This is a genomic window from Streptomyces sp. NPDC005803 (assembly GCF_040630435.1).
GTDB lineage: Bacteria > Actinomycetota > Actinomycetes > Streptomycetales > Streptomycetaceae > Streptomyces.
Window position 1 is genome coordinate 1 of sequence record NZ_JBEXXO010000008.1, and the last position, 26893, is coordinate 26893.

Genomic DNA, 26893 nt, shown 5'->3' on the forward strand with positions numbered 1-26893 from the left:
GGACGACCAGGCGAGCAGTCGTACGGCGCTGCGGGCGCGGGTGGCGCTCTGGCGCAGGGCGGCGACGTTGCCGACGGTCATCGTCGAGGCCCCTCGCGCGTGACTGTACGGACGGGCCGCGGTCAGCTGAGCCGCTGGCCCTGGGTGGGCAGACCGATCAGGTTGTCGGTGGGCAGACCGCCCTTGGCCGTCTTGCCGAGGGTGCCGTCGGCCTTCTTGCCGGTGGTCTTCGCCACGGGGGCGGCCTTGGCGCCCGCGTCCCCGAGGGTCTTGCTCGCCAGCGGCAGCGTGGTGCCGACGACCTTGCCGCCGGCCTTGCCCGCGGTGTCGGTGACCGGCTTGGCCGCGCCATCGGTCACCGTGCCGAGACCGGAACCCTCGACGCTGGTGAGACCGCCGAGGTCCGGGGCCTGCGAGAGCTCCGCGGCACCCGCGGCGCCGGCCGCACCGACCACGGGGGCCGCGCCCGCCGCGATCAGCAGCGCGGTACGGGCGATCCGACGGGTCAGGGGGAGGGACATGATGCTCCTTCGACGGGGGGAGAACTGGCTGTCCGTGGGTCGGACGCCATGACAACCGCCGAGGGGGTGGGGGAGGTTGCGGTGGGGCCGCGTAAAGACTGGGCAATGCGTCGGATAATCCGAAGCGGAGGAACCCGGGCGGACCATGCGTGCGGCGACCACCTGCCGAACCGTCACTTCCCAAGCGCCGCAAGGCTGCCGGGACGGCACGAAGGCGGTGTGCGAGGCGCCGGGAAGGGCCCGTTCCGTGCAGGGGCGGGTCCCCTGCACGGGTGAGGGGTCGCACTAACGCGCGACGCGCATGCGGACCTGAGTGGTGTCCGATTCCGTGCGTTCCGTCCGCCAGCCCGATCCGGCGCCCCACACCCGGCCCGCGTACGCGACCTCGTCGATGCCCAGCGCATCGGCCTGGGCCACGGCCCAGTGCGCGAGCTCCCAGCCGCGCTGGGGCGCACCGCCCCGCGTCGGACGGCGGTCGGCCCGCACGGGCACCGCGAGCGAGCCGGCAGCCGTCGCACCCGCGGCCGGAGCCCGTCCGCCCGCCCCGTCGTCCTCGGCCGGCAGCACGTCCTTGCCGAAGGAGCGCACCAGGGCGGCACGGACCTTCGACATCCGGCCCGCGCCGGCCGTGCTCCGCGGCGGCTCGCAGCTCAGCGCCGCCGGCGTCCGGCCGGTCAGCGCGGCCGCCAGCAGCGCGGCGTCCGGCTCGTGCTTCGCGTACGCCTGCGGGAATCCGCTGCGCTGGACCCGCTGCGCGGCGACCGTGAGCGGCAGCCGCGAGTAGCCGGGCACCTCGGCCAGGTGCTGGTAGAACTCCCCGGCCGAGTAGACCGGGTCCAGGATCTGCTTCTCGGTGCCCCAGCCCTGCGAGGGGCGCTGCTGGAAGAGGCCCAGCGAGTCCCGGTCGCCGTGCTCGATGTTGCGCAGCCCGGACTCCTGCAGCGCCGTCGCCAGGGCGATCGTCACCGCGCGCTCCGGCATGCCGCGCGTGGTGCCGACCGCGGAGATCGTCGCGGCGTTCGCCGCCTGCTCCGCGCTCAGCCGGTAGGTGCGCCCCTCGTCCGGCGAACCGTCGGCCGACCGCACGGTGCACTGGTCGGAGCCTCTGCCGCCCGTCACGTACTGCACGGTCAGGTACCCGGCCACCGCCACGAGCACGGCGAAGGCCGCCGTGATGCGCAGACGGCGGCTGCGGGCGGTGTGTCGGCGGGCAGGCGCAACGGTCCGGGGCACGGGGCCACCGTACGCGAGGCACTAGGGTCGTAGCCATGGCCGAAAGCACGCTTGACCTCACACTGGACGGGCCCGCGCTCACCGCGTGGCTCGTCGACTTCCCCTCGGTCAGCGGGGAGGAGAAGGACCTCGCCGATGCCATCGAGTCGGCGCTGCGGACCCTTCCGCACCTGACCGTCGACCGGCACGGCAACAACGTGGTGGCCAGGACGAACCTGGGCCGCGGCGAGCGCGTCGTGCTGGCCGGTCACATCGACACCGTGCCGATCGCCGGCAACGTGCCCTCCAGGCTCGACGCGGACGGCCTGCTGTGGGGCTGCGGGAGCTCCGACATGAAGTCCGGCGTAGCCGTCCAGCTGCGGATCGCCGCGACCGTGCCCGAGCCCAACCGCGACCTCACCTTCGTCTTCTACGACAACGAAGAGGTCGCCGCCGACCTCAATGGCCTCGGGCACATCGCCGACGCCCACCCCGACTGGCTGACGGGCGACTTCGCCGTCCTCCTGGAGGGCTCCAACGGAGAGGTCGAGGGCGGCTGCCAGGGCACGCTGCGCGTCTTCCTGCGCATGGAGGGCGAGCGGGCGCACTCCGCCCGCAGCTGGATGGGGTCCAACGCCATCCACGCCGCCGCCCCGGTCCTCGACCGGCTCGCCGCCTACGAACCGCGCAAGCCGGTGATCGACGGGCTGGAGTACCACGAGGGCCTCAACGCCGTACGGATCGAGGGCGGCGTCGCCAACAACGTCATCCCCGACGCCTGCACGGTCGTCGTCAACTACCGCTACGCCCCGGACCTCGGCCTGGACGAGGCACTGGCCCACGTGCGCGAGGTCTTCGCCGACTGCGGCGTCGTCGAATTCATCGTCGACGACCACTCCGGCGCGGCCATGCCCGGTCTCTCCCACCCGGCGGCCAAGGCCTTCATGGAGGCGGTCGGGGGCACCGCCCGGCCCAAGTTCGGCTGGACGGACGTGGCCCGCTTCGGCTCGCTCGGCGTCCCCGCGGTGAACTACGGCCCCGGCGACCCGATCCTCGCGCACAAGCGCGACGAGCACGTGCGGACCGAGCGGATCACCCACTGCGAGGACCGGCTCCGCTCCTGGCTCACGACCTGACCTCGGGCGTTCCCCTGTCCGTAACCTCGGGGGATCTACGCTGGCCTGAGACAGAGCGCCGCAGGGCGGCTCTGACGTCGGCGTAGGGAGCAGGTCATGGGCAACCCGGAGGACGCGAGGATCCCTGAGGGCGCGGAGATCCCCGAAGGAGCGGTCAAGCCCGAGGAGCAGCGACTCGGCCCGGTGCTGCGGCGCAGGGACCAGGTGCAGCCCGGCACGACCGACCAGCGGCTGCTGGACTCCGAGGGCGACTCCGAGTGGGTGCACACCGACCCGTGGCGGGTGATGCGCATCCAGTCGGAGTTCGTCGAGGGCTTCGGCGCACTCGCCGAACTGCCGAGCGCCATCAGCGTCTTCGGATCGGCCCGCACAGCGGCCGGTACGCCGGAGTACGACGCGGGCGTACGCATCGGCAGGGCGCTCGTCGAGGCGGGCTTCGCGGTGATCACCGGGGGTGGCCCGGGAGCGATGGAGGCGGCGAACAAGGGGGCGCGGGAGGCGAACGGCGTCTCGGTCGGCCTCGGCATCGAGCTGCCCTTCGAGTCGGGCCTCAACCCGCACGTCGACATCGGCGTCAACTTCCGCTACTTCTTCGTCCGCAAGACGATGTTCGTGAAGTACGCACAGGGCTTCGTCGTCCTGCCCGGCGGCCTCGGCACCCTGGACGAGCTCTTCGAGGCGCTCACCCTGGTCCAGACGGGCAAGGTCACCCGCTTCCCGATCGTGCTCTTCGGCACGGAGTACTGGGGCGGCCTGGTGGACTGGCTGCGGGACACGGTGGTGGCCCAGGGCAAGGCGTCGTCGAAGGACCTGCTGCTGTTCCACGTCACGGACGACGTGGACGAGGCGGTGGACCTGGTGACGAAGGAGGTCGGCCGGTAGGCCGCCTGCCCGGGGGCCCGCCCTTCGCCGCGCGCTTCCGGGCCGCACGTCGCGGGCGGCGCGCCGTGCGTGTCCCCGGCTCGTTCCGCGTGCTCCCGGGCCCGTCCCCGCGTGCTCCCGGGCCCGTCCCCGCGTGTTTCCGGGCCCGTCCCCGCGTGCTCCCGGGCCCGTCCCCGCGTGCTTCCGGAGCCGGCCCGGGTGCTTCCCGGGCCCGTCCCACCCACCCTCCGGCCCCTCCGGCGTGTGCGGTGCGGCGTCCGGGGCGGAGCCCCGGTCACGGGAAGGGGCGAGGCGGGGAACGAACGCGCCCGCCGCAAGGACGGCCCACCCGGCCGTCCCCGCGGGCGGGGCCGCCCGGCCGACCCCGCAGGCGGGGCGGGGAACGAACGCGCAGCCGTAGGCACGGCCCGCCCGGCCGCCCCCGCAGGCGCGGCGGGGAACGAACGCGCCCCCGTAGGCACGGCCCGCCCGGCCGCCCCCGCAGGCGAGCCCCCCGCCGCTAGGCCAGCCCGCGCCGCGCCACCGCCGGCGCCCGGTGGCCCGCGATGGATGCCACCATGTCCAGTACCTCCCGCGTCTGGGCCACCTCGTGGACGCGGTACACCCGCGCCCCCAGCCACGCGGACACCGCCGTCGTCGCCAGCGTGCCGAGCAGCCGCTCCTTCACCGGCCGGTCGAGCGTCTCGCCCACGAAGTCCTTGTTGGACAGCGAGACGAGCACCGGCCACGCCGTCTCCGTCATCTCGCCGAGGCGGCGCGTCGCCTCCAGCGAGTGCCGGGTGTTCTTCCCGAAGTCGTGACCGGGGTCGATCATGATCCCGTCCGGCCGGACCCCCAGGTCCACGGCCCGCTCGGCCAGTCCCACGGTCACCCGCAGGATGTCGGCCATGACGTCCTCGTACCCGGCCCGGTGCGGCCGGGTCCGCGGCTCGGCGCCGCCCGCGTGGGTGCAGACCAGCCCGGCCCCGTACCGTGCGGCGACCTCCGCCAGCTTGGGATCGACCCCGCCCCACGCGTCGTTCAGCACGTCGGCGCCGGCCTCGCAGACGGCCTCCCCGACGTCGTGGCGCCAGGTGTCGACGCTGATCACCACGTCCGGGTGGCGGCGGCGCACCTCGGCGACGAACCCGACGGTGCGCCGGGCCTCCTCCTCGGCGGTGACCTCCTCGCCGGGGCCCGCCTTCACCCCGCCGATGTCGATGATCGCGGCACCGTCGGCCACGGCCTGCTCGACCCGGGTCAGCGCGGGCTCGTCGTGGAAGGTGGCGCCCTGGTCGTAGAAGGAGTCCGGGGTGCGGTTCACGATCGCCATGATCACCGGCTCGTGCGCACCGAACTCGCGCCGCCCCAGCCTGAGCGCACCGCTTCGCATCCCGTGTCTCTCCTTCGAATCCGCCCGGCGGAACGCCCACCGGAGCCGACTGCGACCCTAACTGTCAGTACCTCATGGCACGATCGGACCCGGACGAATTCCGCTCCCGGGGAGACACACGTGTTCTGGTTCTTGCTGCTCGCGATGGTGGTGGTGGTGGCCGCGGTCACCCTCGCGGTGGTCGGTGGAGGGAAGAGCGCCGTCCTGCAGGACGTGGCGCCCGAGCAGCTGACGGACCCGCTGCCCGCGACGCGCCCGGTCGGCCGGGCGGATGTCGAGGCGCTGCGGCTGCCGGTCGCCGTGCGCGGCTACCGGATGGGCGAGGTGGACGACGCGCTGGGCCGGCTCGGCGCCGAGCTCGCCGAGCGGGACGCGCGGATCGCGGAGCTGGAGTCGGCGCTCGCCGGCGCCCAGGCGACGCGAGCCGGCGGCCCCGATCTCCTGAAGCAGCCGCAGGACCACCCGCCCGCGCCGTGGGAGGCGCCGGATCCGCGGGGCGAGGACCCGCGCCCCGGCGAGGAGACCGGGCGATGAGCGGCGGGGCCGTAGCGGCGGCGGACGGCGGACTGCGCTGCCCGTGGGGCCTGTCCACGGAGGACTACCTCATCTACCACGACACCGAATGGGGCCGCCCGGTCCGCGGAGACGACGCCCTCTTCGAACGGCTGTGCTTGGAGGCGTTCCAGTCCGGGCTGTCCTGGCTGACGATCCTGCGCCGCCGGGAGGGCTTCCGCAGCGCGTTCGCCGGGTTCAGCATCCCGAAGGTGGCGGCGTTCACCGAGGCGGACCGGGAGCGCCTCCTCGCCGATGCGGGCATCATCCGCAACCGGGCGAAGATCGACGCCACCCTCGCCAACGCCCAGGTGCTGGCAGGCTGGCGGGACGGCGAGCTGGACGAACTGATCTGGTCGTACGCCCCCGATCCGGCGAGCCGCCCCGCCCCGCGCGTCCTCGGGGACGTGGCGGCCGTCACCGCGGAGTCCACGGCACTGGCGAAGGACCTCAAGAAGCGCGGGCTGCGGTTCATCGGCCCGACCACGGCCTACGCCCTGATGCAGGCGTGCGGCCTGGTCGACGACCATCTCGCCGACTGCGTGGCCCGCGGCGGCGGGACCACGGCGTAGCCCCGGTCCGATGCGGGCTAGCGGCCGAGGTACTTCGGCTTCTCCTTGTCGAGGAACGCCTGCACCGCGATCGCGTGGTCCTGCGACGCGCCCGCCCCGGTCTGGAGTTCGTCCTCCTTCTCCAGCGCCTCGCCCAGGGTGTGACCGGCGCCGTAGGCCAGCGACTCCTTGAGCGCGGCGTACGCCACCGTGGGGCCGTCCGCCAGGGCGCGGGCCACCGCGGTGGCCTCGGCGACGAGGTCGGCGGCGGGCACCAGTTTGTTCACGATGCCCAGGTCGTGGGCGTCCTGTGCGGAGATGGAGCGCGGGAACAGCAGCAGATCGGCGGCGCGGCTGTGGCCGATGAGCCGGGGCAGCGTCCAGGAGACACCGGAGTCCGCCGTGAGGGCGACCCCGGCGAACGAGGTGTTGAACGAGGCGGTGTCGGCGGCGACCCGGTAGTCGCAGGCGAGTGCGAAACCGAACCCCGCGCCGGCCGCCGCGCCGTTGACCCCGGCGACGACCGGCTTCGGCATCTCCGTCAGCGCCCGCACGATGGGGTTGTAGTGCTCCTGCACGGTGCTGAGCGCGTTGCCGCCGCCCGACGCGCGGACCTCGGACAGCTTGGAGAGGTGCTCCTTCAGGTCCTGGCCGACACAGAAGGCCCGCCCGCCCGCCGCGGTGAGCAGAACCGCCCGCACGGCGGTGTCGGCGCCGGCCGACCGCAGGGCGTCCCGCAGCGCCACCTTGGCGGCCGTGTTCATCGCGTTCATCGCGCCGGGACGGTTGATCGTGATCGTCGCGAGCCCGTCGCTCACCTCGTAGAGCACGGTGTCGTCGTGATCGGCCATGTGCGGTCCCCTTTGCGCCTCGTCCAACATGCCTGTCCAGGCAAGCATGGCCGACTTCGGCGAGGGCGAACATGTGACCTGCGTCTAACGATTCCGCTCCGATGAGGGGCGCGTGGGGACGGAGTATCGCAGTCGGATCGCCGAATTGAGTGGTTTTGAGCGAGCGCGTTGCGCAAGCGATGCAGAGCGATGTTGGTCATCGGGGTCTGTGATGCGGGATAATGACCTGGAAGCAATGTGTTCGATGCCGGTGAGGCAGCGCCTGTCATGGGGCCGCCGGTTGCGATGAGCTGGTTTCAGGAAGGGGAACGAGCATGGCGGCCATGAAGCCGCGGACGGGCGACGGCCCGCTCGAGGTGACAAAGGAGGGGCGGGGCATCGTCATGCGCGTTCCGCTCGAAGGCGGCGGTCGGCTTGTCGTGGAGCTGACTCCGGACGAGGCCGATGCCCTCGGCGATGCCCTCAAGAAGGTCGTCGGCTGAGCAGAGACGCCCACACTTCACCACTGCCCCGGCACGGTTCCCGTGCCGGGGCAGTGGTGCGTTCCGGGGACGTGCGGCGCGGGGGGGGTCGGCCCGGCGCACCGCCGGGGTCAGCCCCGACGTACCGCGCAGAGGAGACCGTCGCCCACCGGCAGCAGCGTCGCCATCAGCTCCTGGCTCTCGCGGACCGCCCGCAGCAGCTCACGCAGGCGCAGCACCTCGGCGGGCTGGGCGGCGGAGTCGATCGTACGGCCGTCCGCGAAGACGCCCTCGAAGCAGACCAGGCCGCCGGGCCGCAGCAGGCGCAACGATTCGGCGAGGCAGTCCAGGCTCTCCAGCCGGTCGCCGTCGCAGAACACGAGGTCGTACCCGCCGTCCGCCAGCCGGGGGAGTACGTCGAGGGCGCGGCCGGGGATGAAGCGGGCCCGGTTGGTGGCGAACCCCGCCGCCCGGAACGCCTCACGGGCGAACTGCTGGCGCTCGGGCTCCGGGTCGACCGTGGTCAGCACCCCGTCAGGTCGCATGCCGTGCAGCAGATAGATGCCGGAGACGCCTGTCCCGGTACCGATCTCGGCCACCGCTTTGGCGTCCGTCGTGGCAGCGAGCAGGCGCAGGGCTGCGCCTGTGCCTGGCGACACCGAGCGGAGCCCCGCGTCCCGTGCCCGGTCCCGGGCCCAGCGCAGTGCTTCGTCCTCGGCGACAAAGGCGTCGGCGAACGCCCAGCTCGTCTGCCGGTTGGCGGTGATGACCCTCTCCTGTCCCCGTAGTTGGCGCAACGGTGACTGTATCCGCTGCGCCCGGGAACCCGCAGATGGGACCGGGCGTTAGAGAAGGGCAGGGGAAAGCGCGTGGACCGGGCCCGCGGACAGGGACCGGGACCCGCGGGTCGGCGGTTCCCGGGGAGACCCCCGGCCCCAGCAGGAAAAAGGCTTATCCGGAGCTAACGGGCGAGGTGGCTATGGTAGGGGCTCCACTGGACACCACCAGAGCCGACAGGGGAGGTGCGGCTGCGCCTGTGGATCGGGGAGGAGTGCTGCGGCGCTTTCTCAGGTCGGCGGGTGAGCCGAAATCCGTGACCAACATTGCTGACCGTTCTTCCAACGACTCCGCACCGACCGCGACCTTCGCCTCAGATGCGGACTCCCAGGCTTGGACGCCGCCCTCATGGGAAGAGATCGTCAGCACGCACAGCGGTCGTGTCTACCGCCTTGCCTACCGACTGACGGGTAACCAGCACGACGCCGAAGACCTCACCCAGGAGGTCTTCGTCCGGGTGTTCCGTTCGCTGTCGACGTACACGCCCGGCACCTTCGAGGGCTGGCTGCACCGCATCACGACCAACCTGTTCCTGGACATGGTCCGCCGTAAGCAGCGCATCCGCTTCGACTCCCTCGGGGACGACGCCGCGGAGCGGCTGCCGAGCCGTGAGCCGTCGCCCCAGCAGGTCTTCAACGACACCCACTTCGACGCGGACGTCCAGCAGGCGCTCGACACCCTCGCGCCCGAATTCCGGGCCGCGGTCGTGCTGTGCGACATCGAAGGACTCTCGTACGAGGAGATCGCCGCGACACTCGGCGTGAAGCTCGGCACCGTGCGCAGCCGTATCCACCGCGGGCGCTCGCACCTGCGCAAGGCGCTGCGGCACCGTTCGCCCGAAGCCCGTGCCGAGCAGCGCTCGCTGGCGGGGGCCCTCGTGTCAGGGGAGGGCGGATCGGCGTGAGCGGCACAGGTCCGACCTCCGCGGAACAGCACCTGGGGGACCGCCTCGCCGCGCTTGTCGACGGCGAGCTGAAGCACGACGCCCGTGACCGGGTCCTCGCTCACCTCGCGACCTGCGCCAAGTGCAAGGCCGAGGCCGCCGCCCAGCGGCGGCTGAAGAGCGTCTTCGCGCAGTCGGCCCCGCCCTCGCCCTCGGAGGGGTTCCTTGCCCGGCTCCAGGGCCTTCCCGGCGGACCGGGGGGTGACGACAGCGGCCGGGGAAGACCCGCGGGTGACCCGGGGCGCTTCGGCGACGGGATCTTTCCCGTGCTGCACCCCACGGGCAGCCGCGCGGAATCGCCCTCGGACGGCACCCCGCCGACCGCCTTCGGCTACCTCCCGACGCTGCACGGTGCGACCGCGGTGATGCCCGCGGCACCTGCCGGTTCCGTCTTCCGGATCCACGAGACCGGCCGTGAGGGCGACCGCTCACCGTGGCGCGGACGCCGGTTCGCCTTCGCCGCCGCCAGCGCCGTCTCGCTGGCCGCCATCGCGCTCGGCGGCGCCCTGCCGACGGACGCGGGCACCGACACCCCCACGCGGGCCGAGGGCCCGGGCAACTCCGTCGCACCGCTCGACGCCGACGCCCGCGCGCAGACCGGCGCCGTCAGCCGCCGCGGAGGCGGTGGGGCGCTCGCCGCGGCCGGCGCCGACCGCCCGTTCTCGCTCGCGGCGAACGCCGCCCCGCTGGCGTTCTCCTCGGCGCCCGCCCTGCTCGGCACCGGCGGTGTCAACAGGAACCCGTTCGCCCTTCCGGTCCAGGCCACCGTGTCCGCGCCGTCGCTGATACGCCCCGACGCGAGCAACCCGTTGTTCGCCCGCGCGCTCGGCAGCGGACTCGCCCCGGCCACCCCGGAGCCCTCCGCGGAACCGTCCCGCACCCCGACATCGGCCGCCGGAGCACCGGCCCCCGCCGATCACGGCCTGCCGCTTTCGCCCCGTCGCTGATGACGGTCTCCGTACGGGGCTGCGCGGCACATCCGTAAACCTGGTTGAATTCCGGCAGGATTTTCGAAGGACGCCGCTCGGCAGGGCGTGCGGAGGCCGGACACGGCAGTTGCGGGGAGAGCATGGACGACGGGAAGACCACCGAGCCGAAGGCGAAGTGGTGGAGCCGGCCCACGCCGGGGCGCAGCACGCGCACAGCGCCTCAGGAGCCGTCGCCCGTCGAGGACGCGGGACCCGCCGCAGCTGCGCCGGCCCTGAGCGAGCCGCCCCACGACGCGCCTCCCCAGGACGCGCCTCACCACGACGCGGCACCGGAGGACGTGACACCCGGCACCCTGGTGCCCGGAACCCCGGCCGCAGGTATCCACGTGTCCGAAACCACGGCGCCCGGAACCCCGGCCACAGGCACTTCCGTGCCCGAAACCCCGGCGCTCCAGGCCGCCGCCCCCGCGCCGCAGGCCGCCCAGCCGCTCCACGAGCCCGACCAGTACAGCACCCCGCCCTACGGCGGCCCCGGCCCCTGGGCGCCCGCGCCTCCCGTGCAGCGGCCGACCCCGGCACACGGCACCCCGGTGCCCCCGCCGTACGCCGGGACGAACGGGGCCGGCACCACGGCCGCGCCCGCGCCGGCCCCCGCGCCCGCCTTCCAGGCGCCGCCCCCGCTGCCGCCGCACCCGCAGATCCCCGCGCAGGCCACGCCCTCCCAGCCGCACCACCCGTCGCCGCAGTGGGTCCAGTACGACCCCTGGGGCGCACCCCGGCAGCCGCTCATCACCCAGCCCGGGCCGCCGCTCGGCCCTGACGGCCGCCGGAAGAAGCGACGCGGCCCCGTCCTCATCGGCGCGCTGCTCCTGGCACTCGTGGCGGGCGGTATCGGTGGCGGCATCGGCGCCTACATCGAGCGCAACGGCGGCCTCACCCAGATCGAACTGCCCCAGGACGAGAGGAACGGCGGCGGACGCGCCCCCGACAGCGTCGCGGGCATAGCGGCCAGCGCCCTGCCCAGCGTGGTCACCCTCCACGTCAGCGGCACCACCGAATCGGGCACCGGCACCGGCTTCGTCCTCGACGACCAGGGCCACATCCTGACCAACAACCACGTGGTCGCCCCGGCCGGTTCCTCCGGCGAGATCACCGTGACGTTCAGCGGCGGCGAGACGGCGAGCGCCGAGATCATCGGCAAGGACAGCGGCTACGACCTGGCCGTGGTCAAGGTCAGCGGCGTCTCCGGGCTGAAGCCCCTGCCACTGGGCAACTCCGACAACGTGCAGGTCGGGGACCCCGTGGTGGCCATCGGAGCGCCCTTCGACCTGTCCAACACCGTCACGTCCGGCATCATCAGCGCCAAGGACCGGCCGATCACCGCGGGCGGGGAGAAGGGCGACGGCAGTGACGTCAGTTACGTCGACGCGCTCCAGACCGACGCCCCGATCAACCCCGGCAACTCCGGCGGCCCGCTGGTGGACACCGACGCGCACGTGATCGGGATCAACAGCGCCATCCGCGCCGCCGACAGCGGCTCGGCCACGGAGGGTGGCCAGGCCGGTTCCATCGGACTCGGCTTCGCCATCCCGATCAACCAGGGCAAGCGCGTCGCCGAGGAACTCATCAACACCGGGAAGGCCACCCACCCGGTGATCGGTGTGAGCCTCGACATGAAGTACACCGGGGACGGCGCCAAGGTCGGGCCCAAGGGCGCCGACGGCAAGTCCTCCGTCACCGCGGGCGGGCCCGGCGCGAAGGCGGGCATCCGGCCCGGCGACGTCATCACCGAAGTGGACGGAAGGCGGGTGCACAGCGGGGAGGAACTGATCGTGAAGATCCGCGCGCACCGGCCGGGCGACCGGCTGAAGCTGACGCTGACCCGAGGTGGCAAAGACCTGTCCATGACGTTGACGCTCGGTTCGGCGACCGGCACGTGACGGACACGAGGAGCTACCGCCCGGACAGTTCGGCCGGGTACCGTGGGCCGGGTCCGGGCCTCATCCGACCTGGTCGCGGAGAACACGAGGAGCCACAAGGTGTTCAATGACATAGGCCCACTGGAGCTGGTCGCGCTGGTGATCATCGGCGTGCTCGTCTTCGGCCCGGACAAGCTTCCCAAGGTCATTCAGGACGCCTCGCGGTTCATCCGGAAGATCCGGGAGTTCTCGGAGAGCGCCAAGGAGGACATCCGTACGGAGCTGGGCCCGGAGTTCAAGGACTTCGAGTTCGAGGACCTCAACCCCAAGACGTTCGTCCGCAAGCAGCTCATGGACGGCAACGACGACCTGGGGCTGAAGGAGATCAGGGAGAGCTTCGACCTGCGCAAGGAGGTCGCCGAGGTCACCGACGCGGTGAACGGGCGCGAGACCTCTGCCGTCGAGGCGAAGAGCGGTGTGCCGGGCGCCTCCGCGATCACCGCCGCCAACGGCTCGGCGGGCGCTCCCGACCTGCTGAAGAAGCGCGAGCGGGCCGCCGAGGCCGACCACCCGCCGTTCGACGCCGACGCCACCTGACACCCCGCCAATCCCGACTCGTCCGGACCGTATGGCTATTCTCCATCTGTCCGATGGTGAGAACGCCCGCGGCGGGCGGGCCGCTCCGGACCTACGGATCGAGGAGGCGGCCGGGCAGATGGCGACAACGAGTCGGGTGGGCGCGGATGGTGCGCCGGACACAGTCACGGCAGAAGGGGCGCCGGCGGCCCGGCTCACGGTCGACGGCTATCTGCAGGCACCGTTCCCCTGGTACGGACTGGACGAGGCCTTCACCGGGCGCCGCTGGCTGATGCAGGTGGGCACCGCGGCGGACGGCACCGTGCAGCACGGTTCCACCGGTCACGGGGACGAGCCTTCGGTACGGGGCGAGGCCGGGGCGGACAAGCAGCGGTTCGCGGTGGTCGTGACCGTGGCCAGCAGCCCGGTGCGGCGCAGCGGTGACGGCACGGGCGTCCTGGACGCGACGACGGTCTCCTCCGCCGCCTGGCTGGCGGGTTCCGGCCTGCTCGCCTACACCTGGCCCCCGCAGCTGGACCACACCCTGCGCGACGACTGGCTGGACCAGCAGACGGAGACGGCGTTCGAGCTCGCCGACGACCTGGACGGCCCGGCCTGGTCGGCGCTGTCGCTGCCGGTCGACGGCGTGCCGGTGCCCTTCCACTACCGCGAGTCCGAGTTCGGCTGGGTGCTGGCGGGGTCGGCGCACGGTGTGCACATCGGGGCGTACGGGCGGGGGATGAGCGCGTACGGGCTGGGGTTCTCGGTCGTCGAGGACATCACGTCGTACGCCTAGCGGGTCCGGGTACGGGTTTGCCGGCCGGTGCGTCCGGCGGACCGCGAGGTCCTCTCCGCGGCCGGAGGGCCTGACGGCCGGCCACGAGGCGCTCGAACGGGACACGGGCCGGATGTACGGGACACCGTCCTGACGGCCCGGCGTTCCCCGGCGGGCGTACGCACAAGGCGCCGGAGGCCGTCGGCCTCCGGCGCCTTGTGGTCGCGTCAGAACTTGTTGCGCGGGGTGATGCCCAGGGACATGCCGGACAGGCCGCGCTGACGGCCGCCCAGCTTGTCCGCGATGGAGCGCAGGGCCTTGCCGGCCGGGGAGTCGGGGTCGGACAGCACGACGGGCTTGCCCTCGTCGCCGCCCTCGCGCAGCCGCACGTCGATCGGGATGGAGCCCAGCACCGGCACCTCCGCGCCGACCGTCCTCGTCAGTCCCTCGGCCACCCGTGCGCCACCGCCGGAGCCGAACACGTCGACCATCTCGTCGCAGTGCGGGCACGGCATGCCCGACATGTTCTCGACGACGCCGACGATCTTCTGGTGGGTCTGGACGGCGATCGAACCGGCCCGCTCGGCCACCTCGGCCGCGGCCTGCTGCGGGGTCGTGACGACCAGGATCTCCGCGTTCGGCACCAGCTGCGCCACCGAGATCGCGATGTCACCCGTGCCCGGCGGCAGGTCGAGCAGCAGGACGTCCAGGTCGCCCCAGTACACATCGGCGAGGAACTGCTGGAGTGCGCGGTGCAGCATCGGGCCGCGCCACACCACCGGGGCGTTGCCCGGGGTGAACATGCCGATGGAGATGACCTTCACGCCGTGCGCGGACGGCGGCATGATCATGTTCTCGACCTGGGTGGGCTTGCCGTCCGCGCCGAGCATCCGGGGCACGCTGTGCCCGTAGATGTCCGCGTCCACGACGCCGACCTTGAGTCCGTCGGCCGCCATCGCCGCCGCGAGGTTCACCGTCACCGAGGACTTGCCGACGCCGCCCTTGCCGGAGGCGACCGCGTACACGCGGGTCAGCGAGCCGGGCTTGGCGAAGGGCACCTCGCGCTCCGCCGTGCCGCCGCGCAGCGAGGCCGCGAGGTCCTTGCGCTGCTCGTCGCTCATGACGTCGAGCGTGACCTCGACCCGTGACACGCCCTCGACGCGGGCGACCGCGTCCGTCACGTTCTTGGTGATCGTTTCGCGCATCGGGCAGCCGGAGACGGTGAGGTACACCGTGACAGCGACCACACCGTCAGGATCGATCTCGACCGATTTCACCATGCCGAGTTCGGTGATCGGACGGTGGATCTCCGGGTCGTTCACTGTCGCCAGTGCCTCAAGCACCGCGTCTTCCGTAGCCATACGGACGATGTTACGGCGCTCGCCGGTACGCGCGGGTAACCTCGTCAGCGGTCTTCGTCACTCTCGGCGGAGTGCAGGGCCCGCCGCTCGTCCAGGTCCTTCACCAGGTCCTCCAGTTCGGAGCGGATCCAGTCGCGGGTGGCGACCTCCCCGAGGCCCATCCGCAGGGCGGCGATCTCCCTGGTCAGGTACTCGGTGTCGGCGATGGAGCGCTCGTTCTGCTTGCGGTCCTGCTCGTGGGTGACCCGGTCGCGGTCGTCCTGCCGGTTCTGTGCGAGCAGGATCAGCGGGGCCGCGTACGAGGCCTGGAGCGAGAGCATCAGGGTCAGGAAGATGAACGGGTACTCGTCGAACCGCAGGCCCTCGGGCGCGAAGATGTTCCACACCACCCACAGGATGATGATCAGCGTCATCCAGACGATGAACCGCCCGGTCCCCAGGAAACGCGCGATCCGCTCCGAGAACCGGCCGAACGCCTCGGGGTCGTACTCCGGCAGCAGCCGTCGGCGCGGGGCCTTCGGCAGATCGAGCCGGGCGCGGGGGCCGCGGGTCAGCGCCGTGGAGCCGTTCGACGCCCTGGAGCGGTCCTCACCGGTCACCGGGCACCCCCTCGCGCCCGTGGAAGTCGGTCTCGCGCCAGTCGTCCGGCAGCAGGTGGTCCAGGACGTCGTCGACCGTCACCGCGCCCAGCAACGAGCCGCTCTCGTCCACCACGGGGACCGAGACCATGTTGTACGCCGCCAGATAGCTGGTCACCACCGACAGCGGGGTCTGCGGCGTCAGCGCCACCAGGTCGCTGTCGACGAGCGAACTGACCAGGGTGAACGGCGGGTCGCGCAGCAGCCGCTGGAAGTGCACCGTGCCCAGGTACTTGCCCGTGGGCGTCTCGTCCGGCGACCGGCACACGTAGACCTGTGCGGCGAGCGCCGGGGACAGGTCCGACTGGCGCACCCGGGCGAGCGCGTCGGCCACCGTCGCGTCCGGACGCAGGATGATCGGCTCGGTGGTCATCAGACCGCCCGCGGTCCGCTCCTCGTACGACATGAGGCGCCGCACGTCGGCCGCGTCGTCCGGACGCATCAGCGTCAGCAGCCGCTCCTTGTCCTCCTCCGGCAGCTCGGAGAGCAGGTCGGCCGCGTCATCGGGGTCCATCGCCTCCAGGACGTCGGCCGCGCGCTCCTGATGGAGCTTGCCGATGATCTCGACCTGGTCGTCCTCCGGCAGCTCCTCCAGGACGTCGGCGAGCCGGTCGTCGTCCAGGGCGGCGGCGACCTCCGCCCGGCGCTTCGGGGAGAGGTGGTGGAGGGCGTTGGCCACATCGGTGGGGCGCAGCTTCTCGAAGGTGGCCACGAGGGACTCCGCGCCCTGCCCGTGCTCCTCCAGCGAGAAGCCCTTCACCGCCGACCACTCGACGGTCAGGGTCTCGCCCTTGCGGCGCAGCGCCCCGCCCCTGCCCTTGCGGACGAAGTACTTGTCGATCTCCCAGTCGCGGCGGGCCGGCAGCTGCTGGATGGCCACGTCCAGGATGGTGACCTCCTCGCCGGTCTCCACCAGACTGACCCGCCGGTCGAGGAACTCGCCGAGCACCAGACGTTCGGTCGGCCGCTGTTCGAAGCGCCGCATGTTGACCACGCCGGTGGTGATGACCTGCCCCGACTCGATGCCCGTCACCCGGGTCATCGGCACGAAGATCCGCCGCCGGCTCACCACCTCGACGACGATCCCGAGCAGCCGGGGCGGCCGGCCGCCGACGCGCAGCATCGCGACCAGGTCGCGGACGCGCCCCACCTGGTCGCCGTTGGGATCGAAGACCGGCACGCCGGACAGGTGCGAGACGAAGACGCGGGGCGTGCCTGGTGCCATGCCTGCGCCTCCTCGCTCGCCCCGGACACTCTGACGCGTCCGGTCTGTTCCGACAGTTGTCGCACCCTGATGACGTGATCAGGCTAGCTCTTACCGCTGGGGGACGCCCCGGCGAGCCGTCCGTACGGCTCTGGGCCGGAAGACGTAGGCCGCACGGGTACGCTGCCGTCTGCCACCCCCGCCATGCAGATGAGAGGCAGTGCGCCTGTGACCTCTTCCGTCCCGTCCGTCCGGGCCCGCCGCCGGACCGCCTCCCTCGCCCTCGTGCTCTGCGCCGGGCTGACCGCGGCCCTGACCGCGTGTGCGGGTGAGGATCCGGACGAGGGGACCAACGGCGTCGGCAGACTGACGGCGCCGGAGATCGAGAAGAAGGCGCAGGCGGCGGCGGACTCCGCCGACGCGGTCCGGCTGGCCGGCACGCTGGTCAGCAAGGGCGGCACGTACAAGATCGACATGAAGCTCAAGGACAAGGGCGGCGCGGGCTCCGTCACCTCGAAGAACAGCACCTTCGAGCTGCTGCGGATCGGTGACGAGCTCTACCTCAAGGCCGACGCCGGCTTCTGGGACCACGACGACGCCGGCGAATCGGGCGACGCGGGCGGAGCCGCCGCCGACAAGCTGGAGGACAAGTACGTGAAGGTCCCCGAGGACGACCCCACGTACAACCAGCTGCGCGGCTTCACGGACAAGAAGGTGCTGCTCGACGGGCTGCTCACGCTGCACGGCAAGGTCGCCAAGGGCGATCGTGACGAGGTGGGCGGTGTGCGCACCATCCGGATCCTGGGCGGCACGGGCGAGGGCGGCGCGCTCGACGTGTCCCTGGAGGGCGTCCCGTATCCGCTGAGCTTCGCCCGTGGCGGCGGCGCGGGCGTCGTGACGCTCGCCGACTGGGGCAAGGACTTCGCGCTGGCGGCCCCGCCCGAGGACGAGACGGTCGACTACGGGCAGCAGCTGCCGAAGTCCTCGGCGGCCTCCTAGTGCCGCGTCAGTCAAGGTTTGCCCGGTAGGAGCGGCGTCAGGTGCGTGCTCTCGGCGTGCCGGCCGGAAGTCCTCGTACTGGACGTACTTGGACTTTCGGCCGGTGCGGCGAGAGTGCGTGCATGGCGTCGCGACGGGGCGAACCCTGGCTGCCGCGGCACTAGCGGCTGCCTGCGGCCCGCGACGCCGCGGGAGGGCCCGCTCGTGCGGACCGGGCTACGACTTGCGCAGGGAGCGCTTCAGCAGCCGCGGCAGCCCGGCCGGCACCGGCAGCCGCGTGGTCGCGGTGGTGGGCAGCGGAGCCGCCGCCCCCGAGGTGTCGGGCAGTTCCGTACGGAAGTCGAGCGGCGTCAGCCGTACGATCCGGCACTCGCGCGCCCACCGCTCGGGCATCACTTCGGCGTCCGGCGCGTTGAGCCGCTTGCCCTTCAGTTCGGCGACCGCGGCCTCCCACTCCTCGGAGCGCGGGGCGAGCTCCGCCACCGAGGCCGACCAGGCGACGAGACGGCCGCCCTTGTCCTTGCTGCGGACGGTCACCTCCGCGGTGGCGCCGTCGGTGAGACCGGCCGGGAGCGGCTGCTCGCCCGGGCCGTCCCCGACGAGATGCGCCGCACCCTCGTGCCACACGTGCCACAGCGCCCGCGCGGGGCCGGTGCCGCGCACCCAGATGAGGCCCGACTTCTTGGTGGCCTCCTCGACGAGGGCCGGCCCGAGCAGCGTGTCAGCAGCAGTCATGGGGCAGAGCCTAGAGGGTGCGGCACGGGGCGTCAGAGCCAGCCGTTGCGCTTGAGCATGCGGTGGATGGAGAAGCAGACCACGCCGATGAACCCCAGCACCATCGGGTAGCCGTACGTCCAGCGGAGCTCCGGCATGTGCTTGAAGTTCATGCCGTAGACGCCGCAGATCATCGTCGGTACGGCGATGATGGCCGCCCAGGACGTGATCTTGCGCATGTCCTCGTTCTGCGCGACGGTCGCCTGCGCCAGGTTGGCCTGGAGGATCGAGTTCAGCAGTTCGTCGAAGCCGATGACCTCCTCCTGCACCCGCACCAGGTGGTCGGCGACGTCCCGGAAGTACTTCTGGATGTCCGGGTCGATCAGCCGCATCGGCCGCTCGCTGAGCAGCTGCATCGGGCGCAGCAGCGGTGAGACGGCCCGCTTGAACTCCAGCACCTCGCGCTTGAGCTGGTAGATCCGGCCGGCGTCCGAGCCGCGCGGGCTGCCCTTGTCCGGGGTGGAGAAGACCTCGATCTCCACCTCGTCGATGTCGTCCTGCACCGCGGCGGCCACCCCGATGTACCCGTCGACGACATGGTCGGCGATGGAGTGCAGGACCGCGGACGGGCCCTTGGCGAGCAGCTCGGGGTCGTCCTGGAGCCGGTGGCGCAGCGCGCGCAGCGAGCCGTGGCCGCCGTGCCGCACGGTGATGACGAAGTCCCGGCCGGTGAAGCACATCACCTCGCCGGTCTCGACGACCTCGCTGGTCGCGGTCAGCTCGGCGTGCTCGACGTAGTGGATCGTCTTGAAGACGGTGAACAGCGTGTCGTCGTACCGCTCCAGCTTCGGCCGCTGGTGGGCGTGGACGGCGTCCTCCACGGCGAGGGGGTGCAGCCCGAACTCCCGGGCGATCCCCGCGAACTCCTCCTCGGTGGGCTCATGGAGGCCGATCCAGGCGAAGCCGCCCTTCTCCCGTACGCGCAGCATCGCCTCGTGCGGCGTGCGGCAGGTGCCGTCCACCTCGGCGATGCGGTGGCCGTCGCGGTAGACCGCGCAGTCGACGACCGCGCTGGACGCGGACGGGTCGCGCGTGGCGTCGTAACCGTTGTGCAGGGTGTTGGTCTTGCGCAGGGACGGGCGCACCACGGCGCGCAGGTCACGGATCATCGACATGGCTGGCTCCTTCACGGAGGGCCGCCGGCGCAGGCGTGGAACAGCCCGGAATGGGGACGTGGGCTCACGTCCGCAAAGCGGGCGGCACCGCGGAGGCACGACGACGGCGTTCGCTACAGACAGGCAAAAAGGGAGTGCTCTTCCGTCGTGCGAAATGCCAGGGGCCTGGGCCGAAAAGGCGTCAGATCACAGAAGAAAGGTGTCGAGCGGAAGAGCGGTTGGTACTGCACGGTCGACTTGGATCCACCGCAGCCCCACCTCCTCCGGTCGGTCCCCCGTGGGGGATGACGTTTCGTCGGGACTTGAGAGCGACGCTTCTGCGTGCTGTCCCGACCGGCACCCCAGGCTAGCAGCCGGTACAGGGTCAATCCCTTACTTTGCCCGTTCCATACGCGTCCTATGCTCGCGACATGGCAGAAATTCTTGCTCTGGTCGAGGCACGTCTGCGGACGGCCCTGGGTGAACCGGACGCACGCGCAGCAGTGACGTTTCTCGGGACGGACCGGATCGAGGTACTCCGATTCATCGACGGCGATGTGGTGAGGTACGCCACGCTCGGCATGTCCGCCCAGCCGATGGCCGATCCGACCGCCACGCTCGCCGACCCGGTCAAGGGGCCGCGCGCCGAACTGGTCCTCTCGGTACGGGCCGGCCTCGCCGACACCGACCAGGTGCTCCGCAAGCTCGCCGTGCTGGCCGCCTCGCCGCAGGTGGAGGGGGTGATCGTGGCACCGGGCGCCTCTTTGGACGTGGGCGAACCCCTGTGGCCCGGGGCGCCGTTCAGCTCCGTACTGGTCGCCGAGTCCGGGGGACTGGTGGAGGACCTGGAGCTGGACGCTCCCATGGAGCCGGTGCGGTTCCTGCCGCTGCTGCCGATGACGCACAACGAGGCGGCCTGGAAGCGGGTCCGGGGCGGGCAGGAACTCCAGGAGCGGTGGCTGTCGCACGGAACGGATCTGCGCGATCCGCTACGCGCCTCGGTCGCCCTGGACTGAGACGGTCGCCCTGGACTCAGACGGTCGCCGGGGTCTGGGACGGTCGCCCTGGCCTGGGACGAACGGAACACGAAGGCCCCGCCGAACGGCCTGGAGCCGTGGGCGGGGCGGCGCGGGCGGCGTGGGCGGTCAGTTGGCGAAGACCGTGACGCCGTCCTCGGTCGCGTGCTTCGGCTCCAGTTCCTCGGCCTCGTGCGTCAGCGCCGAGCGCCGGACCCAGACGACGACCGCACCGACGACAGCGGCGGCGGCGGCGACCACGAACGGGATGTGGATGTCGCTCCACTCCTCGATCTTCGGGGCCAGGTACGGCGCGGCGGCGGCCGCGAACCAGCGGACGAAGTTGTAGCCCGCGCTGGCCACCGGGCGCGGCGCGTCCGAGACCCCGAGCGCCAGCTCCGTGTAGACGGTGTTGTTCATGCCGATGAAGGCGCCGGAGACGATGGTGCAGACGATCGCCGTCGTGTGGTCGCCGTACCCGAGGATCACCAGGTCCGCGGCGAGCAGCACCAGTGAGGCGCCGACCACCTTGAGCGAGCCGAAGCGCTTCTGCAGGCGCGGCGCGACGAGCACCGAGAAGACCGCCAGCAGCAGGCCCCAGGCGAAGAAGACGGCGCCGGACTTGTACGGGGTCATGTTCAGCACGAACGGCGTGAACGCCAGGATCGTGAAGAACGCGTAGTTGTAGAAGAACGCCGAGGTCGCGACGGAGGCGAGTCCGCGGTGGCCGAGTGCCCTGAGCGGGTCGAGCAGGGAGGTCTTGCGGGCCGGCCGGGGCTGTTCCCTGAGGAACGCCGTGATGCAGACGAAGCCGATCGCCATCAGCGCCGCCGTGCCGAAGAACGGGTAGCGCCAGCTGGCGTCACCGAGCAGCGCCCCGAGCAGGGGCCCGCAGGCCATGCCGAGGCCGAGCGCCGATTCGTACAGCAGGATCGCCGCCGAACTGCCGCCCGCCGCGGCGCCCACGATCACGGCGAGCGCCGTCGAGACGAAGAGCGCGTTGCCCAGGCCCCAGCCGGCCCGGAAGCCGACGAGCTCCGCGACGGAGGACGAGGTGCCGGAGAGCGCGGCGAAGACCACGACGAGCGCCAGACCGGCCAGCAGCGTCTTGCGCCCGCCGATACGGCTGGAGACGAAGCCGGTGACGAGCATCGCGACGGCCGTGATCAGGAAGTACGAGGTGAACAGCAGGGACACCTGGCTCGGCGTCGCCTCCAGGCCCTTCGCGATGGACGGGAGTATCGGGTCCACCAGGCCGATTCCCATGAACGCGACGACGGAAGCGCCCGCTGTGGCCCATACGGCCTTCGGCTGGCGCAGGATGCTCGCCGTCCCCTGTTCGAACGGATCCTCTCCCTGCATGGGACTTCTCGCTCTCCACTAGACCGGTGTGTTGTCCACAGAATAAGTTAGCGTGCCTAATAAGTGCAAGTTACATCTAAATTCGCTGGTCGGAGCCACGCTGCGGAAGGGTGATCGTCCTTGACGCGGCGACGGCCGGGGAGGACCGTTGGTCCCTATGAGGGGCGAACCCAGTTGCCCGAAGTGCGGAGGCCGGGTCAGGGCGCCCGGTCTCTTTGCCGAGACCTGGCAGTGTGACGCGCACGGCAGCGTCCACCCGATGCAGCCGGTCATCCCGCCCAGCGTCGAGGGACTCGGGGTGGTCGTGCACCGCGCGCAGGTGCCCGTGTGGATGCCCTGGCCGCTGCCGGTCGGCTGGCTGTTCACCGGCGTCGCGGCCGCGGGCGACGACCGCAGCGGCGGCCGGGCCACCGCCGTCGCCTGTTCCGGACCGGGGCCGCTCGGGGGCATCGGTGAGCTGCTGCTCGTCGCCGAGGAACTCGGCGTGGGGCTCGGGGCGCGGTACGCCGGGATCGACGGCCCGGACCCGGGCCCGCTCCTGCAGGTCGACGGGCCGCCGGACGTCAAGGTGCTCGCCGCCGGCCGCCCGACCCCGCTCTGGCACGTGAAGGACGCCCCCGCCGACCGGGCGGTCTTCGCCGGTGAGGCACGTGGTCTCTGGCTCTGGGCGATCGTCTGGCCCGAGCAGTCGGGACTCCTGATGTACGACGAGCTGGTGCTGACCGACCTGCGCGACGCCGGGGGAGAGGTCGACCTGGTGCCCTGCGGCGCCCTGACGCCCCGGCTGCTGACGGGCCCCTGAGCGGGGCCGGAGAGGGACGGTTCGCCGGAGGACCGGCTTCTGCGGGGGACGGGGGAACCGCCCGCCGCTGGACCGGCCCCCGACCGGCCGGAACGCGTCCGCGCGCCGGTTATCCTTGAGCGTCCCCCACCCGGCTGCGAGCACTGGAGTATGTGTCGTGCGCATCGACCTGCACACCCACTCCACAGCGTCGGACGGCACGGACACCCCCGCCGAGCTGGTGCGCAACGCGGCCGCCGCCGGGCTCGACGTCGTCGCTCTCACCGACCACGACACCGTCCGCGGTCACGCCGAGGCGAAGGCCGCCCTCCCCGAGGGCCTCACCCTGGTCACCGGCGCCGAGCTCTCCTGCCGCATCGACGGGGTGGGGCTGCACATGCTGGCGTACCTCTTCGACCCCGACGAGCCCGAGCTGGCGCGTGAGCGCGAGCTGGTGCGTGACGACCGGGTGCCGCGCGCGCGGGCCATGGTGCGCAAGCTCCGGGAGCTGGGCGTGCCGGTCGAGTGGGAGCAGGTCGCGCGGATCGCCGGGGACGGCTCGGTCGGGCGGCCGCACGTCGCGACCGCACTGGTGGAGCTCGGCGTCGTGGCGACCGTCTCCGACGCCTTCACGCCCGAGTGGCTCGCCGACGGCGGACGCGCGTACGCCGAGAAGCACGAACTCGATCCCTTCGACGCGATCCGGCTGGTCAAGGCCGCCGGAGGCGTCACCGTCCTCGCCCACCCGGCCGCCGTCAAACGCGGCGAGACGGTCTCCGAGGCGTCGATCGCGAAGCTCGCCGCCGCGGGACTGGACGGCATCGAGGTCGACCACATGGACCACGACGAGCCCACCCGGGCCCGGCTGCGCGGGCTCGCCCGCGAGCTCGGCCTGCTCACGACCGGGTCCAGCGACTACCACGGCAGCCGCAAGACCGTGGCGCTCGGCGAGTACACCACCGACCCTGAGATCTACGGCGAGATCACCCGGCGCGCCACGGGAGCCTTCCCGGTTCCGGGGGCCGGCGGACCGGCCGTCCCGTAACGGCCCACGCGCCACCCCCACCACGCTCGCGCCACCGCGCGTCCGCGTGACGCCTCTTTTCCCACCCCCGCGCACCGGCCCGCCGCCGCTGTCGTCGCACCGTGCGTCGCAGCTGGTCCGGCAGGGCGGCGGTGCGCTCCTTCCTGCCGCATGCCCGCTCTCTCCTCGCAAGGCTCACTGTGTTCGACGTCGCTGTCTTCGGATCCCTTTTTCTCACCCTTTTCGTGATTATGGATCCGCCCGGAATCACCCCGATCTTCCTCGCCCTCACCGCGGGCCGTCCCGCCAGGATGCAGCGCAAGATGGCGCTGCAGGCGGTCGCCGTCGCCTTCGGCGTCATCGCCGTCTTCGGGGTGCTCGGCCAGCAGATCCTGGACTACCTGCACGTCTCCGTCCCCGCGCTGATGATCGCGGGCGGACTGCTCCTGCTGCTGATCGCGCTCGATCTGCTGACCGGCAAGACCGACGAGCCGACGCAGACCAAGGACGTCAACGTGGCTCTCGTCCCCCTCGGCATGCCGCTGCTCGCCGGCCCCGGTGCGATCGTCTCGGTGATCCTCGCGGTGCAGCACGCCGACACCGTCGGCAGCCAGATATCGGTCTGGACGGCCATCATCGTCATGCACGTCGTGCTCTGGCTGACCATGCGCTACTCGCTGCTGATCATCCGCGTCATCAAGGACGGCGGCGTCGTGCTGGTCACCAGGCTGGCCGGCATGATGCTGTCGGCCATCGCCGTCCAGCAGATCATCAACGGCGTCACCCAGGTCATCCAGAACGCCTGACCGGGCCCTGGACACCACAGCGCCCCCGCACGGACCATCCGTACGGGGGCGCTTCGTCTTTTACGCCGGCGTCTTCATTACGTCCCGCAAAGGTGTTACGAAGCCGAGGTCTCGGCCGGGCGGATATAGATGCGCTGGCCGATCGCCGCGGCCTGCTGCACGATCCGGTTGACGGAGGCGGCGTCCACGACGGTGCTGTCCACGGCGGTACCGTCGACATCGTCGAGTCGCATGATCTCGAAGCGCATATGGCTTCCCTTCGTCTGATCCTCCTGCTGGAGAACTACTGGGAGGACGGGTGGCCCGTCCGCAAGGATGAGGAGCACAGGCATCTCTGTCCCGCGCCCCACGGGATGTACAACGGCTTGCTCCCTGCAATCATTCCCTACGCTAAGGAAATTTTTTGGATGTCTAAGTACCAGCAGGTAACCGAGCACGCCATGACGAGGGTTCCCACGACGAGGCCCGCATGAACGAGGCAGAGACCGCCGATCGTCTGGACCGCGTCAACGAACTGCTCCAGCGGGTGCTCGCCGAGGTGTCGAAGACCCCGTCGACCCACGCGATCTTCGTGGACGCGGGCTATGTGTACGCCGCGGCCGGGCTGCTCGTCACCGGCACCGAGGACCGGCGCTCCTTCGACCTCGACGCCGAAGGGCTGATCGAGGCGTTCATCGACAAGGCCCGCACCATCTTCGCGGACAGCAGACTGCTGCGCGTGTACTGGTACGACGGGGCACGGCGCCGGATCCACACCGTCGAGCAGCAGTCCATCGCCGAACTCCCCGACGTCAAGGTGAGGCTCGGCAACCTCAACGCCAACAACCAGCAGAAGGGCGTCGACTCACTGATCCGCACCGACCTCGAATCCCTCGCCCGCCACCGCGCCATCAGCGACGCCGCGCTGGTCGGCGGCGACGAGGACCTGGTGTCGGCCGTCGAGGCCGCGCAGGGGTACGGGGCCCGGGTCCACCTCTGGGGCATCGAGGCCGCGGAAGGGCGCAACCAGGCCGAACCGCTGCTCTGGGAGGTCGACAGCCAGCGGACCTTCGATCTCGACTTCTGCCGCCCCTACGTGACCAGACGCCCCGTCACCACCTACGAGGAGGACACCCCCGCGCCCTCGCGCGAGGACGTCCGCTTCGTCGGGGCCCAGATCGCCGCCACCTGGCTCTCCGAGCGCGGCCGTGAATCACTGGCCGACCTGCTGCCCGGGCACCCGTATCTGCCGGGCTCCGTCGACCAGGACCTGCTGGTCGAGGCCGAGCGGCTGCTCCAGCACTCGCTGCGCGGCCACGCCCCTCTGCGCCGGGCCCTGCGTGACGGCTTCTGGCAGCACCTCCAGGCGCAGTACTGACGTCGGCCGCCCCCGCGGGTGCCGCCGCGCCCTCTCCTGCGCTCAGGGGCCGTCCCAGGCCCGCAGGCCGTCCCAGAACGAGACGAGCGCGGCCGCCGTCGGCCCCGGCCGGTCCGTGTTGGGGGAGTGCTCGGCGCCCTCGATCCGGGTCCGGCGGGCGCCGAGGCGCACCGCCATGGTGTCCAGCAGCGGCACCGGCCAGACGTCGTCGCGCTCGCCGGAGATCACGTGTACCGGCAGTCCCGTGGCGGCGAGCTCGGCCACCCGGTCCGGTTCGGCGGCCAGCTGCCGCCCGGTGGCGATCAGTTGCGCGGGGCGGTGGCGCAGCCAGCGCCGCCGCAGGTCCTCGCCGTCCGTCTCCGCCTCGGCCGGCGGGTCGAAGGCGCGCATGGCGGCCCAGACGTCGTCCATGCTCATCGTGGCGAGCGCGTCACCGAGGATCTTCAGCTTGACCTGCTGGGCCTCGACGACCTCGGCGGGCCCGGAGGACATCAGGGTGAGCGAACGGAACGGTGCGGGGTCCATGAGCACGGCGGCGCGGGCGATCTGCCCCCCGAGCGAGTGGCCCAGCAGGTCGACCGCGCCGTCGCCGAGACCGAGCGCGGCCGCCTGCGCCAGCACGTCACGGGCCAACTCGCCCTGCGCGTAAGCCTCTTGGTGGTCCGTCCCGTCACTCTCGTACTGACCGCGCCCGTCGACCGTGACGGCGCGGTAGCCGGCGTCGGCGAGCGGTTGCAGCAGCGCGATGAAGTCCTCCTTGCTGCCCGTGTAGCCGGGCAGCATCAGGACGGTGCCCCGGGGCGGCGTACGCGGCACGGCGTCCAGCACGGCGAAGTCCCCGCGTCCGGTGTGCAAGGCACGGGAACGGGCGCAGGGGGGCGGGGTGAAGGTGGGTGGCCTGCTCATGGGACGAGGTTACGGCCGTGGGCAGGGGCGGATGACCGCACCCGCCCTGGTGGA

General features: G+C 72.0%; 29 protein-coding genes. 16 read left to right on the plus strand and 13 right to left on the minus strand.

Going from position 1 to position 26893, the window contains the following annotated elements; translation table 11 throughout:
* Nucleotides 1-122 precede the first annotated feature (122 nt).
* A complete protein-coding gene (locus tag ABZ454_RS13360; RefSeq protein ID WP_359537826.1) occupies nt 123-521 on the minus strand; it encodes an ATP-binding protein in 399 nt (132 codons plus the stop codon).
* Nucleotides 522-806: 285 nt separating this feature from the next.
* Nucleotides 807-1754, minus strand: a complete 948-nt coding sequence (locus ABZ454_RS13365) for a hypothetical protein (protein WP_359537827.1) — start codon at nt 1752-1754, stop codon at nt 807-809.
* Nucleotides 1755-1789: 35 nt separating this feature from the next.
* Here ABZ454_RS13365 and dapE point away from each other — a divergent pair, with 35 nt between their 5' ends.
* Together dapE and ABZ454_RS13375 are read left to right on the plus strand one after the other, a co-directional pair.
* Nucleotides 1790-2869, plus strand: coding sequence for a succinyl-diaminopimelate desuccinylase (gene dapE, locus ABZ454_RS13370; protein WP_359537828.1), 1080 nt, complete (start codon nt 1790-1792; stop codon nt 2867-2869).
* Between the two features lie 96 nt (nt 2870-2965).
* The gene (locus ABZ454_RS13375; protein WP_356324264.1) at nt 2966-3751 is read left to right on the plus strand and encodes a TIGR00730 family Rossman fold protein; all 786 of its coding nucleotides are present in this window, start codon (nt 2966-2968) and stop codon (nt 3749-3751) included.
* A gap of 499 nt (nt 3752-4250) precedes the next feature.
* Here ABZ454_RS13375 and folP read toward each other — a convergent pair whose 3' ends face one another.
* Nucleotides 4251-5123 carry a dihydropteroate synthase gene (gene folP, locus ABZ454_RS13380; protein ID WP_359537831.1) on the minus strand — a complete coding sequence of 291 codons (873 nt, stop codon included), beginning with the start codon at nt 5121-5123 and terminating at the stop codon, nt 4251-4253.
* A 120-nt stretch (nt 5124-5243) separates the two neighbouring features.
* On the opposite strand from folP, the gene ABZ454_RS13385 reads away from it, so the two are divergent.
* Entirely contained in the window at nt 5244-5657 is a 414-nt protein-coding gene (locus ABZ454_RS13385; RefSeq protein WP_359537832.1) for a DivIVA domain-containing protein, read from the plus strand.
* Complete coding sequence (locus ABZ454_RS13390) at nt 5654-6247, plus strand: DNA-3-methyladenine glycosylase I (protein ID WP_356324270.1); 594 nt, start codon at nt 5654-5656, stop codon at nt 6245-6247. The genes ABZ454_RS13385 and ABZ454_RS13390 overlap by 4 nt, the downstream gene beginning before the upstream one ends.
* A gap of 17 nt (nt 6248-6264) precedes the next feature.
* Here the strand turns inward: ABZ454_RS13390 and ABZ454_RS13395 are convergent, their stop codons facing one another.
* Nucleotides 6265-7077 carry an enoyl-CoA hydratase-related protein gene (locus tag ABZ454_RS13395; RefSeq protein ID WP_359537835.1) on the minus strand — a complete coding sequence of 271 codons (813 nt, stop codon included), beginning with the start codon at nt 7075-7077 and terminating at the stop codon, nt 6265-6267.
* 314 nt (nt 7078-7391) lie between these two features.
* Here ABZ454_RS13395 and ABZ454_RS13400 point away from each other — a divergent pair, with 314 nt between their 5' ends.
* On the plus strand, nt 7392-7559 hold the full coding sequence (locus ABZ454_RS13400) for a DUF3117 domain-containing protein (RefSeq protein WP_003966491.1): 168 nt from the start codon (nt 7392-7394) through the stop codon (nt 7557-7559).
* 110 nt (nt 7560-7669) lie between these two features.
* Here the strand turns inward: ABZ454_RS13400 and ABZ454_RS13405 are convergent, their stop codons facing one another.
* On the minus strand, nt 7670-8335 hold the full coding sequence (locus tag ABZ454_RS13405; RefSeq protein WP_356324275.1) for an O-methyltransferase: 666 nt from the start codon (nt 8333-8335) through the stop codon (nt 7670-7672).
* Nucleotides 8336-8517: 182 nt separating this feature from the next.
* On the opposite strand from ABZ454_RS13405, the gene sigE reads away from it, so the two are divergent.
* The 5 genes from sigE (at nt 8518) to ABZ454_RS13430 (ending at nt 13538) form a co-directional block, all read left to right on the plus strand.
* Nucleotides 8518-9279: an RNA polymerase sigma factor SigE gene (sigE, locus tag ABZ454_RS13410; protein WP_356324277.1), complete on the plus strand. Its 762-nt coding sequence runs from the start codon at nt 8518-8520 to the stop codon at nt 9277-9279.
* Nucleotides 9276-10265, plus strand: a complete 990-nt coding sequence (locus ABZ454_RS13415; RefSeq protein WP_359537837.1) for a zf-HC2 domain-containing protein — start codon at nt 9276-9278, stop codon at nt 10263-10265. The genes sigE and ABZ454_RS13415 overlap by 4 nt, the downstream gene beginning before the upstream one ends.
* 122 nt (nt 10266-10387) lie before the next feature.
* Nucleotides 10388-12187 (plus strand): trypsin-like peptidase domain-containing protein, encoded by a 1800-nt coding sequence (locus ABZ454_RS13420; protein ID WP_359537839.1) that lies wholly within the window; start codon nt 10388-10390, stop codon nt 12185-12187.
* A gap of 99 nt (nt 12188-12286) precedes the next feature.
* Nucleotides 12287-12763 (plus strand): sec-independent translocase, encoded by a 477-nt coding sequence (locus tag ABZ454_RS13425; protein WP_356324284.1) that lies wholly within the window; start codon nt 12287-12289, stop codon nt 12761-12763.
* 118 nt (nt 12764-12881) lie between these two features.
* A complete protein-coding gene (locus ABZ454_RS13430) occupies nt 12882-13538 on the plus strand; it encodes a hypothetical protein (protein WP_356324286.1) in 657 nt (218 codons plus the stop codon).
* Between the two features lie 206 nt (nt 13539-13744).
* Here ABZ454_RS13430 and ABZ454_RS13435 read toward each other — a convergent pair whose 3' ends face one another.
* Genes ABZ454_RS13435 through ABZ454_RS13445 form a run of 3 tightly spaced genes read right to left on the minus strand, consistent with a single transcriptional unit; the run spans nt 13745 to nt 16741 of the window.
* A complete protein-coding gene (locus ABZ454_RS13435; protein WP_356324288.1) occupies nt 13745-14878 on the minus strand; it encodes an Mrp/NBP35 family ATP-binding protein in 1134 nt (377 codons plus the stop codon).
* A 44-nt stretch (nt 14879-14922) separates the two neighbouring features.
* Complete coding sequence (locus ABZ454_RS13440) at nt 14923-15477, minus strand: DUF1003 domain-containing protein (RefSeq protein ID WP_356324289.1); 555 nt, start codon at nt 15475-15477, stop codon at nt 14923-14925.
* Nucleotides 15467-16741: a CBS domain-containing protein gene (locus tag ABZ454_RS13445; protein WP_356324290.1), complete on the minus strand. Its 1275-nt coding sequence runs from the start codon at nt 16739-16741 to the stop codon at nt 15467-15469. The genes ABZ454_RS13440 and ABZ454_RS13445 overlap by 11 nt, the downstream gene beginning before the upstream one ends.
* 207 nt (nt 16742-16948) lie before the next feature.
* Between ABZ454_RS13445 and ABZ454_RS13450 the strand changes: the two genes are divergently transcribed.
* Entirely contained in the window at nt 16949-17719 is a 771-nt protein-coding gene (locus ABZ454_RS13450; RefSeq protein WP_359537842.1) for a hypothetical protein, read from the plus strand.
* Nucleotides 17720-17935: 216 nt separating this feature from the next.
* Here ABZ454_RS13450 and ABZ454_RS13455 read toward each other — a convergent pair whose 3' ends face one another.
* Nucleotides 17936-18454, minus strand: coding sequence for a hypothetical protein (locus ABZ454_RS13455; RefSeq protein WP_356324295.1), 519 nt, complete (start codon nt 18452-18454; stop codon nt 17936-17938).
* A 32-nt stretch (nt 18455-18486) separates the two neighbouring features.
* Entirely contained in the window at nt 18487-19608 is a 1122-nt protein-coding gene (locus tag ABZ454_RS13460) for a magnesium and cobalt transport protein CorA (RefSeq protein WP_356324297.1), read from the minus strand.
* 410 nt (nt 19609-20018) lie between these two features.
* Between ABZ454_RS13460 and ABZ454_RS13465 the strand changes: the two genes are divergently transcribed.
* Nucleotides 20019-20603 (plus strand): suppressor of fused domain protein, encoded by a 585-nt coding sequence (locus ABZ454_RS13465; protein WP_356324299.1) that lies wholly within the window; start codon nt 20019-20021, stop codon nt 20601-20603.
* A 129-nt stretch (nt 20604-20732) separates the two neighbouring features.
* Here the strand turns inward: ABZ454_RS13465 and ABZ454_RS13470 are convergent, their stop codons facing one another.
* Nucleotides 20733-21965, minus strand: a complete 1233-nt coding sequence (locus ABZ454_RS13470; protein ID WP_359537844.1) for an MFS transporter — start codon at nt 21963-21965, stop codon at nt 20733-20735.
* 157 nt (nt 21966-22122) lie between these two features.
* Between ABZ454_RS13470 and ABZ454_RS13475 the strand changes: the two genes are divergently transcribed.
* The 3 genes from ABZ454_RS13475 (at nt 22123) to ABZ454_RS13485 (ending at nt 24576) form a co-directional block, all read left to right on the plus strand.
* Nucleotides 22123-22767 (plus strand): DUF6758 family protein, encoded by a 645-nt coding sequence (locus tag ABZ454_RS13475; RefSeq protein ID WP_356324305.1) that lies wholly within the window; start codon nt 22123-22125, stop codon nt 22765-22767.
* A gap of 157 nt (nt 22768-22924) precedes the next feature.
* Nucleotides 22925-23791: a PHP domain-containing protein gene (locus tag ABZ454_RS13480; protein ID WP_359537846.1), complete on the plus strand. Its 867-nt coding sequence runs from the start codon at nt 22925-22927 to the stop codon at nt 23789-23791.
* A 179-nt stretch (nt 23792-23970) separates the two neighbouring features.
* Nucleotides 23971-24576, plus strand: a complete 606-nt coding sequence (locus tag ABZ454_RS13485; RefSeq protein WP_356324320.1) for a MarC family protein — start codon at nt 23971-23973, stop codon at nt 24574-24576.
* A 95-nt stretch (nt 24577-24671) separates the two neighbouring features.
* Here ABZ454_RS13485 and ABZ454_RS13490 read toward each other — a convergent pair whose 3' ends face one another.
* The gene (locus tag ABZ454_RS13490) at nt 24672-24824 is read right to left on the minus strand and encodes a hypothetical protein (RefSeq protein ID WP_177328023.1); all 153 of its coding nucleotides are present in this window, start codon (nt 24822-24824) and stop codon (nt 24672-24674) included.
* A gap of 221 nt (nt 24825-25045) precedes the next feature.
* On the opposite strand from ABZ454_RS13490, the gene ABZ454_RS13495 reads away from it, so the two are divergent.
* Nucleotides 25046-25933: an NYN domain-containing protein gene (locus tag ABZ454_RS13495; RefSeq protein ID WP_356324309.1), complete on the plus strand. Its 888-nt coding sequence runs from the start codon at nt 25046-25048 to the stop codon at nt 25931-25933.
* Between the two features lie 42 nt (nt 25934-25975).
* Here the strand turns inward: ABZ454_RS13495 and ABZ454_RS13500 are convergent, their stop codons facing one another.
* Nucleotides 25976-26839 carry an alpha/beta hydrolase gene (locus tag ABZ454_RS13500; RefSeq protein WP_359537849.1) on the minus strand — a complete coding sequence of 288 codons (864 nt, stop codon included), beginning with the start codon at nt 26837-26839 and terminating at the stop codon, nt 25976-25978.
* Nucleotides 26840-26893: the final 54 nt, after the last annotated feature.